General features: G+C 69.1%; 10 protein-coding genes. All 10 read left to right on the top strand.

From position 1 onward, the window contains the following. Nucleotides 1-5: 5 nt before the first annotated feature. The 10 genes from aroC (at nucleotide 6) to FBY40_RS10195 (ending at nucleotide 9,385) form a co-directional block, all read left to right on the top strand. The gene (aroC, locus tag FBY40_RS10150) at nucleotides 6-1,238 is read left to right on the top strand and encodes a chorismate synthase (RefSeq protein ID WP_141938452.1); all 1,233 of its coding nucleotides are present in this window, start codon (nucleotides 6-8) and stop codon (nucleotides 1,236-1,238) included. Then, nucleotides 1,222-1,746, top strand: a complete 525-nt coding sequence (locus FBY40_RS10155; protein WP_141938454.1) for a shikimate kinase — start codon at nucleotides 1,222-1,224, stop codon at nucleotides 1,744-1,746. Before aroC ends, FBY40_RS10155 begins: the two co-directional genes overlap by 17 nt. After that, nucleotides 1,743-2,819: a 3-dehydroquinate synthase gene (gene aroB / locus FBY40_RS10160; protein WP_141938456.1), complete on the top strand. Its 1,077-nt coding sequence runs from the start codon at nucleotides 1,743-1,745 to the stop codon at nucleotides 2,817-2,819. The genes FBY40_RS10155 and aroB overlap by 4 nt, the downstream gene beginning before the upstream one ends. Beyond that, a complete protein-coding gene (locus FBY40_RS10165; RefSeq protein ID WP_141938457.1) occupies nucleotides 2,816-3,361 on the top strand; it encodes a GNAT family N-acetyltransferase in 546 nt (181 codons plus the stop codon). The genes aroB and FBY40_RS10165 overlap by 4 nt, the downstream gene beginning before the upstream one ends. After that, a complete protein-coding gene (gene aroQ, locus FBY40_RS10170; RefSeq protein ID WP_141938459.1) occupies nucleotides 3,358-3,816 on the top strand; it encodes a type II 3-dehydroquinate dehydratase in 459 nt (152 codons plus the stop codon). Before FBY40_RS10165 ends, aroQ begins: the two co-directional genes overlap by 4 nt. Nucleotides 3,817-3,908: 92 nt before the next feature. Next, a complete protein-coding gene (gene efp / locus FBY40_RS10175; protein WP_124293206.1) occupies nucleotides 3,909-4,469 on the top strand; it encodes an elongation factor P in 561 nt (186 codons plus the stop codon). Between the two features lie 16 nt (nucleotides 4,470-4,485). Next, nucleotides 4,486-4,896: a transcription antitermination factor NusB gene (gene nusB / locus FBY40_RS10180; RefSeq protein WP_141938461.1), complete on the top strand. Its 411-nt coding sequence runs from the start codon at nucleotides 4,486-4,488 to the stop codon at nucleotides 4,894-4,896. 22 nt (nucleotides 4,897-4,918) lie between these two features. Next, entirely contained in the window at nucleotides 4,919-6,331 is a 1,413-nt protein-coding gene (gene guaD, locus FBY40_RS10185) for a guanine deaminase (RefSeq protein WP_200829973.1), read from the top strand. A 98-nt stretch (nucleotides 6,332-6,429) separates the two neighbouring features. Further along, nucleotides 6,430-8,001 carry a Rieske 2Fe-2S domain-containing protein gene (locus FBY40_RS10190; protein ID WP_141938466.1) on the top strand — a complete coding sequence of 524 codons (1,572 nt, stop codon included), beginning with the start codon at nucleotides 6,430-6,432 and terminating at the stop codon, nucleotides 7,999-8,001. A gap of 439 nt (nucleotides 8,002-8,440) precedes the next feature. Then, complete coding sequence (locus FBY40_RS10195) at nucleotides 8,441-9,385, top strand: DUF559 domain-containing protein (RefSeq protein WP_141938468.1); 945 nt, start codon at nucleotides 8,441-8,443, stop codon at nucleotides 9,383-9,385. The last annotated feature ends 191 nt before the right edge of the window (nucleotides 9,386-9,576 follow it).

The following is a 9,576-nucleotide window of genomic DNA, read 5'->3' on the forward strand; positions in this document are numbered from 1 at the left end:
GACCCATGCTTCGCGTGCTCACCGCCGGGGAATCCCACGGCCCCGAACTCGTCGCCATCATGGAGGGTCTTCCCGCCGGCGTCCCGGTCTCCCGCTCCGCCATCCAGGCCGACCTCGCCCGTCGACGCCTCGGATACGGGCGCGGTTCCCGGATGAAGTTCGAAGCCGACGCCCTCGAGATCTCCGCCGGTGTCCGTCACGGCTACAGCCTGGGCAGCCCGATCGCGCTGCGCATCGGCAACACCGAGTGGCCGAAGTGGACCGAGGTCATGAGCCCGGAGCCGGTGGAGCTCACCGAGATGTCGCGCGGACGCGGTGCCGCCCTGACACGCCCACGCCCCGGTCACGCCGACCTCGTCGGTATGCAGAAGTACGGATTCGACGAAGCCCGGCCGATCCTCGAACGGGCCAGCGCCCGTGAGACCGCGGCGCGAGTGGCTCTGGGAGCCCTCGCTCGAGGGTTCCTCGCCGAGCTCGGCATCCAGCTCGTCAGCCACACACTGTCGATCGGACCCGTGCGCACCCCGGACGATGCGCCGCTGCCCACGCCCGAAGACCTCGAGATCCTCGACGCCGATCCGCTGCGGTGCTTCCACCCCGCCACCTCCGAGCGGATGGTGGCCGAGGTCGACGCCGCACGCAAAGACGGCGACACCCTCGGCGGGATCGTCGAGGTGCTCGCCTACGGACTGCCGCCGGGGCTCGGCTCGCACGTCCATTGGGACCGGCGCCTGGACGGCAAGCTCGCTCAGGCGCTGATGAGCATCCAGGCGATCAAGGGCGTCGAGGTCGGCGACGGCTTCGAGACCACCCGTCGACGCGGATCCCACGCGCACGATGAACTCTTCGCCGGCGAGGCCGGCATCACCCGCAGCACCGACCGCGCGGGAGGCACCGAGGGGGGAATGTCCACCGGCACCGTTCTGCGCGTGCGGGCGGGGATGAAGCCCATCGCCACTGTGCCGCACGCTCTGCGCACGATCGACGTCGCCACGGGCGAAGCCGCCGCAGCGCACCACCAGCGGTCGGATGTCTGCGCGGTGCCGGCCGCCGGGGTCGTGGCCGAGGCCATGGTCGCGATCGTCCTCGCCGAGGTCGTGCTGGAGAAGTTCGGCGGCGACAGCGTCGCCGAGACGCTCCGCAATCTCGAGAGCTACGTCGCCGGTATCCCCGACACCCTGCGCACGGTCGGCGAGAGCGATCCGACGATCGCCGCCCACGATGACCCCGCCGTCTGAAGCGATCGTCCTCATCGGCCCGATGGGGGCGGGAAAGACGAGCCTCGGGAAGAGAGTCGCCCGTCGCCTCGGCGTGCCCTTCACCGACACCGACGCCGGGATCGTCCGTGAGCACGGTCCCATCGAGCGCATCTTCGCCGACCACGGAGAGGCGGAGTTCCGCCGGCTCGAGCGTGAGACCGTGGCCCGCGCGCTGCGCACAGGCGGCGTCGTCTCGCTGGGCGGGGGAGCGGTGCTTGACCCCGACACCCAGCGCGACCTCGAGAAGCACCGAGTGATTCTCCTGACCGTCGCGCCGCGCGTCGTGGCCCATCGCCTGCGCGACACGGCACGGCCGCTGCTGCAGGACGAAGACCCCATGACCCGGTGGAACGCGATCCTCGCCGAACGCCTGCCCCTGTACCGACGACTCGCGGACGCGACGTTCGACACCTCGACCGGCCCGCTGCAGAAGGTGGTCGACGCCATCGTCGCGTGGGCCGAGTCCCCGCAGAAGGAGAGAGCATGACCGACGCCACGGTGATCACCGTCGCAGGTGCGGCACCCTACGACGTCACGGTCGGCCGCGGAATCCTCCCGGGGCTGACCGACGCCCTCCCGGCCGACGCGCAGAAGGTGCTGATCGTGCATCCTCCGACGTTGTCGGCCCAGGCGGAGCAGCTGCGCGGGTCGATCGGAGGCGGCCGCCAGGTGCTCCTGGCCGAGATCCCCGACGCCGAACAGGGCAAGCGCATCGAAGTCGCCGCCTTCTGCTGGCAGATCATGGGTCAGGCCGACTTCACACGCACCGACGCCGTCATCGGGTTCGGTGGCGGAGCCGTCACCGATCTGGCCGGTTTCGTCGCCGCGACGTGGCTCCGCGGCGTGCCGATCGTGCAGGTGCCGACCACGGTTCTCGGCATGGTCGATGCCGCTGTCGGCGGCAAGACCGGCGTGAACACCGCGGAGGGCAAGAATCTCGTCGGCGCGTTCTGGCCACCGCGCGCCGTGCTGTGCGACCTCGACCTGCTCGCCACGCTGCCGCGCAACGAGGCCGTCGCCGGGTTCGCGGAGGTCGTCAAGGCCGGGTTCATCTGGTACCCCGAGATCCTCGACCTCGTCGAGGCCGACCCCGAGGGGGTGGTCGATCCGTCGACATCCGGATTCCGACGTTCGATCGAACTGGCCATCGAGATGAAGGCGCGGGTCGCCGGAGAAGACCTCCGCGAGGCGGGCCTGCGAGAGGTCCTCAACTACGGGCACACCCTCGGTCACGCGATCGAGCACGCCGAACGCTATCGCTGGCGTCACGGCGCGGCGATCTCGGTGGGCATGGTGTTCGCCGCGGAGCTGTCGCGCCTGGCGGGGCGCCTGTCGGATGACGCGGCGCAGCGTCACCGCGACGTCCTCGGGGCACTGGGCCTTCCCCTCACGTACCGCGCGGGCGCCTGGCAGCAGCTGCTGGCGACGATGCAACGCGACAAGAAGAGCCGCGGTGGGATGCTCCGCTTCATCGTCCTGGACGACATCGCCCGTCCCACGGTGCTGCAGGCGCCGGACGAATCGCTGCTCTTCGCGGCGTATCAGGAGGTCGCAGGGTGAGGTCACCGGCGGAGGTGCGTCGGGTCCGCCTGCACGAATGGGCCGAGATCCGCGACCTCCGTATGGCCGCCGTCAGCGATCCCGACGCGTCGCTGGCGTTCCTCACCACCGTCGAGCAGGAGCGGGAGCGCGACGACGCGGCATGGCGTGATCGCGCCGCCGGCGCAGCCCTCGGTGAGGACGCGGCGCAGTTCGTCGCCGTCGACGGCGATTCCTGGGTCGGGTCGGTCAGTGTGCTGCTGCGCGCGCCCGGTGTCCGCGATCACCTCGGCCGCGACGTCGATGCGCCACGGGCCGACGTCGTCGGGGTCTTCATCGCCCCGCCGGCACGCGGTGCGGGCCTTCTGGACCGGCTGATCGAGGCCGCCGCCGGGTGGGCCGCCGAGCACGGTGCGGATGCCCTCACCCTCGACGTGCATCGCGACAATGCGCGCGCCCGAGCGGCTTATCGGCGGATCGGCTTCGTTCCGACGGGTGTCGAATTCACCAGCGTCATCGGGCCCGAGATCGAGATGCGCAAACCCCTGGGGAGGACGACATGACCACGAACCGACGCATCCTGCTGGTGAACGGACCGAACCTCAACCTTCTCGGCGTGAGGGAGCCCGCGGTGTACGGCACCCAGACCCTCGCCGACGTCGAGGACCTCGTCGCGCGGACGGCGGCGGAGCGGGGATTCGAGGTGCGGGCTGTGCAGAGCAACCATGAGGGTGTGCTCGTCGACGCGATCCACGCGGCGCGCGAGGACTGCGACGGAATCGTCATCAATCCCGCGGGGCTCACCCACACCTCGGTCGTCCTGCGCGATGCCCTCGCGGGGGTCGCGCTTCCGGTCGCCGAGATCCACATCTCCGACATCCGCACCCGCGAGCCGTTCCGCCATCACTCCTACGTCGCCGACGTCGCATCCGTCCACGTCATGGGAGAGGGGATCGACGGCTACCGCACCGCGACCCGCCTGCTGATCGACCTCCTCACCGGCCAGGCCGAGGGCTGAGGGCCGATCGTCACGTAGAATCGGTGGTCGGCCGTTCGGCCGCAACGCCTCCGGGGCACATCGCCCGCACTTCGAAGGATCCGATCAGCGCAATGGCATCGACCGCAGACATCAAGAACGGCGTCGTCCTCAACATCGACGGACAGCTCTGGAGCGTCGTGGAGTTCCAGCACGTCAAGCCCGGGAAGGGCGGGGCGTTCGTCCGCACCAAGCTCAAGAACGTCGTGACCGGCAAGGTCGTCGACCGCACCTACAACGCGGGCGCCAAGGTCGAGATTGAGAACGTCGACCGCCGCGACTTCACCTACCTCTACAACGACGGCGACAGCTTCGTGTTCATGGACATGAGCGACTACGACCAGGTCAACGTCCCCGCCGCGACGGTGGGGGATGCGAAGAACTTCCTGCTCGAGAACCAGCAGGTCACCATCGCGCTGAACAACGGCAACCCGCTCTACATCGATCTGCCGGCCTCGGTCGTGCTCGAGATCACCTACACCGAGCCGGGGCTGCAGGGCGACCGCTCGTCGGCCGGCACCAAGTCGGCCACCGTCGAGACCGGCTACGAGATCCAGGTTCCGCTGTTCCTGGAGACCGGAACCAAGGTGAAGGTCGACACGCGTACCGGTGACTACCTCGGTCGTGTGAACTGAGCGAGGACGCCATCCGATGAGTGCCCGCACGAAAGCACGCAAGCGCGCGCTCGACATCCTCTTCCAGGCCGACGTCCGCGGCGAAGATCTCGGGGTGATCCTGGCGGTCGAGGCCAAGCGCGCCGCCAGTGAGCCCGCGCGTGAGGCATCGTGGCTGTACGCCCGGGAGATCGTCGACGGCATCATCGATCAGCGCGACGACATCGACGAGCAGATCACGACCTTCGCGAAGGACTGGTCGCTCGCGCGGATGCCCGCCGTGGATCGCGCCCTGTTGCGTATCGGCGCCTGGGAGATCCTGTACAACGACGCCGTCCCCGCCGCAGTCGCCATCGACGAGGCTGTGGAGCTCGCCAAGGAGTTCTCCACCGATGATTCGGGAGCGTTCGTCCATGGAGTCCTCGGCCGTATCTCCCGCGCAACCTGACCGACCGGGCATCGGGACGGGCGTGCGCGCGATCAGGGGAGCATTCCTCGACTTCGTCGATGATCCGTGGCGACATGTCGGCGATGAGCAGGCGGCGACGCGCTTCTTCGCCGACGGACTGCTCGTCGTCGATGACCGCGGGATCATCGTCGACTTCGGACCGCATGACGAGGTTGCGGCCCGGCATCCATCGACGGAGGTCGTCGATATCCCCGATCGCCTCATCCTTCCGGGTTTCATCGACGGGCACATCCACATTCCGCAGACCCGGATCCTGGGTTCCTACGGCGAGCAGCTCCTGCCCTGGCTGGAGAAGTGGGTGTTCCCCGAGGAGCGGCGGTACTTCGATCGGGAGTACGCAGAAGAAGGCGTGCGCCGATTCTTCGACACCCTCCTCGCCTCCGGCACCACGACCTGTCAGGCCTTCACCACGGCTCAGCCGGTCACGACGGAGGTCGTCTTCGAAGAGGCCGCGCGTCGGAACATGCGCATCATCACCGGCATCACCGCCATCGACGTGAATGCTCCCCAGTGGTTCACCACCACCGCCGACGAGTTCTACGCCGCGGCCACGGAGCAGATCGCGAGGTACCACGGCGTGGGCCGGAGCTCGTACGCGATCACGCCGCGTTTCGCCTACGGTGCGACGAAGGATCTGCTCGCCGCGTGCGGGCGGCTGAAGGCGGAGAACCCCGACGTCTGGGTGCACACGCACATCTCTGAGAACCCCTCCGAGATCCGAGGAGTCCTCGCGCTTCACGACGACTGCGCCGACTACCTCGAGGTGTACGAGAAGTACGGGCTGGTCGGCCCCAAGTTCACTGGCGGGCACGGCGTCTGGCTCACCGACGGTGAGTTCCGCCGATTGTCCGAGGCGGGCGCCGCCGTGACGTTCTGTCCATGCTCCAACCTCTACCTCGGCAGCGGCCTGTTCCGCCTGGGACGGGCGACCGACCCCGAACATCGGGTCCTGCTGACCTTCGGCAGCGATGTGGGCGGGGGAAACCGCTTCAGCATGCTGAACGTCCTCGAGGATGCGTACAAGGTCGGGATGCTCAACAACACCCAGCTCGACGGGAGCATCGACCCTTCGCGGCAGGATACGGCCGAGGCGGAACGGAACAGACTCTCTCCGTACCGCGCGTTCTACTCCGTGACCCTGGGTGGCGCGGAAGCGCTGCGACTGGACGACAAGGTGGGCAACTTCGACATCGGCAAAGAGGCCGACTTCGTCGTCCTGGACGGAAGGGGAGGCCCGCCGGCCGTGCACTGGCGAACCGGCCTCAGCGCCGGCGATGGTGCGCCGGCGACCCTCGAGCACGCCGCCGAGCTCCTCTTCGCGATCATGATGGTGGGCGACGACCGGGCGGTCGCCGAAACCTGGGTCATGGGCGATCGCGCGTACTCGCGCGACGCGGTCGACGACGTCGGCTGACCGGAGCGGATGCCGCGCCGCCGCGCCGCGGGTTCCCACGCTCGGCGGATGCGGAGGCGGCCCGCGTAGAATCGCTCCGGTTCGAACGGAGGAGATGCATGCGGATCACAGGCCTCGGGCACGCCGGGATGTTCATCGAGACGCGCGGTGGCAGCATCCTCTGCGACCCCGTCATGGGACCGACGTTCTTCGGTTCCTGGTTCCCCTTCCCCGACAACAGGGGCCTGGACTGGGACCGCTTCGGCAAGGCCGACTTCCTCTACATCTCCCACCGTCACCGCGATCACTTCGACCCGGCGCTGCTCGAGCGCTACGTTCGGAAGGACATCCGCGTCCTGCTGCCGGAGTACCCCACCGACGACCTCGAGCAAGACCTCCGCCGCCTCGGCTACGACAACATCGTCTTCACCCAGGCCGGTGTGCCGCTGGACTTCGGGCCGCTGAAGCTGATGGTCACCCCGCTGCGGGCACCGAGCGACGGCCCCATCGGGGATTCGTCCCTGTCGGTGGACGACGGCACCGCCAGCATCCTGAATCAGAACGATTCCCATCCGCTGGATCTGGAGAAGCTGCTGGCGTTCTCCAAGCCCGAGGCCTACTTCACCCAGGTCTCCGGTGCGATCTGGTGGCCGATGGTCTACGACCTTCCCGCCGACGCCAAGCGCAACTTCGCCGGGCTCAAACGCGACGCCCAGAACAAGCGCGCGATGTACTACATCGAGAAGGTCGACGCCGAGCACGTGTTCCCGATGGCGGGACCGCCGATGTTCCTGCGCGAGGCACTGTTCAAGTACAACGGCCAGGGTCTGGACGGCGACGCGATCTTCACCGATCAGCGGGAGTTCCTCCGGCACATGGCCGAGGTGCGCCCCGACCAGAAGGGGTACGAGTTCGTGCCCGGGACGGTCGTGGAGATGAATGACGGTGCGTTGACGGTCACCCAGACGCTCTACTCCGAGGCCGAGATCGATCGCATCTTCGACGACAAGTGGGCCTATCTCGCTGAGCAGCGCGACGCGCGGCAGGACGAGATCGCGGCGGAGGAGTCCACTCGCGCACCGGTGCTGCCGCCGGACGAGATGCTCGCGGCGATCAAGGAGTGGTGGGAGCCGCTGCTGCGTCGGGCGCGGACCATCCGCAACGGTGTCGGGGGGAACGTGCGCTTCCGGATCGGCGAATTGGACATGGTCGTCGACTTCCCGCGCGCCAAGGTGCGCGAGTACGACGGCGAGGAGTGCATCTACTGGTACACGATCCCTGCCGATCTCGTCTCGACCAACATCCGCGACCATGAGATCGACTGGTCCAACTCGATCTTCCTGTCGATGCAGTTCGAGGTCGGACGCTCGGGCAAGTTCAACGAGTTCCTCACGACGTTCTTGAAGTGCCTGTCACGCGACCGCATCGAGTACGTGGAGAACTGGTACGCCGAGCAGTCCGACGTCTCCGAAGACATCCGCCTGGCCGACTGGGTCGTGCAGCGGCGGTGCCCGCACCTGCGCGCCGACCTGTCGAAGACGGGCAAGGTCGAGGACGGCGTGCTCACCTGCAGCCTCCACGACTGGAAGTGGGATCTCACGTCGGGCAAGTGCCTGACCTCCCAGGGCCACCCGATCCGCGCGAGCCAGGCCGACGAGTCCGCCGACCGCGCCGAGGCTCCGGCGGCCTGACCCCGCGCGCGGCGGCCCCGCCGCCGTCGGCTCGGCGCCCTGCCTCCGCGCGCCGGCTCGGCGCCGCGCCTCCGCGCCGTCGGCACCCGTTCACCATCCGTTCGTTCGTCGAAGATGTACGCCGCAGAGGCGAAACGTGTACATCTGCGACGAATGAACCGCGCGTGAACGACGGCCGAGCCACCGCTCCGCGTCGTCCACCGCGCCGCGTCGTCCATCGCGCGCGCCGCGCCCGCCGCGCGCCCCCGCCCCGCAACGCCGCCGCCGCCGCGCCGCCGCCGCCGCGCCGCCCCCGCCGCGCCGCCCCGCCGCCGCTGCCACGCCGTTCATCCGTCGAAGATGTACGTCTCGAAGGGGCTTTTCCGTACATCTTCGACGGATGAACCGGGGTTGTGGACAAAGGGCGAGGGACGGATGGCGCGCCGGGCACCCTGGTCGGATGAATGCAGGCGGGCAGCGAAGGGCCTTCACCGTGGCCGACGCGCGGACGCGAGGGATGTCGCGCCGCCGCGTAGACCGAGCAGAGCTCGAAAGGCCGTTCCACGGAGTCCGGGCCGAACCCCGTGCGCACGATGAAGCGGCGCATCCGTTCGCGCGCCAGCGCGCCGCGATCATCGAGGCGGCGCTGCGGTTCAGCGTGCGGATGAACGACGGCGGCTGCTTCAGCCACACCACGGCGGCGCTCCTGTGGGATCTGCCGGTTCCGATTCTCTCCGACACGCGCGTTCATGTCAGCACGCCGGGGCGCGCACCTCGGGCTGCCGGCACCGTCGGGCATCAGGTCCGCCCCGACCTCGTCCGGATCGTGCGGCACCCGCTCTTCGGGGTCCCCGTGTCCGATCCGGCGACGACCTGGGCGATGCTCGCGCCCATGATCACCGCCTACGACCTGGTCGCGATCGGCGATGCGATCGTGCGATCTCCGCGTGTGGCCGGGCCCTTCGGGTATGTCATCCGCCCCGCCTTGGCGCACCACGACGAACTCCGTCGCGCCGTCACCATCGGCCGCCGGATCGGTGCCGAGGCGCTTCGTGCGGCGCTCGAGCGCATTCGTCCCGGGGTCGCGTCGCGCACAGAGACCTGGGCGCGGCTGCTGCTTGTCGACGCCGGCCTTCCCGAGCCGGTGACCGATCATGACGTCTACGGCGCGGCGGGGGAGTTCCTCGGATGCGTCGACCTGGCGTACCCGGAGCTGCGGATCGCCATCGAGTACGAGGGCGACCAGCACCGGACCGACGCCGCGCAGTGGCAGCGGGATCTGGAGAAGCACGAGCGGCTCACGGATGCGGGGTGGCGGGTCATCCGGGTCGCGCGCGATCAGCTGTTCCGATACCCGCTGCAGTACGTCGACCGCGTCCGCGTCGCGTTGAGCACGCGCCGCTGACGATCGGTCGTCCGCAGGCGTGCAGCACCTCGCATCCGCTCCTCGTTCGTCGCAGATGTACGCCAAAGGGCCGTTGGTGTGTGCATCTCCGACGGATGAACGGGCTTGGGCGGGGGAGCGGCGGTCGGAGGCGGGCGGGGCGGCGGGAGTGAAGGAACGACGGCGGGAGCGGGGGAGCGGCGGTGGGGCGC

The organism is Microbacterium sp. SLBN-154 (genome assembly GCF_006715565.1).
Taxonomy (GTDB): domain Bacteria; phylum Actinomycetota; class Actinomycetes; order Actinomycetales; family Microbacteriaceae; genus Microbacterium.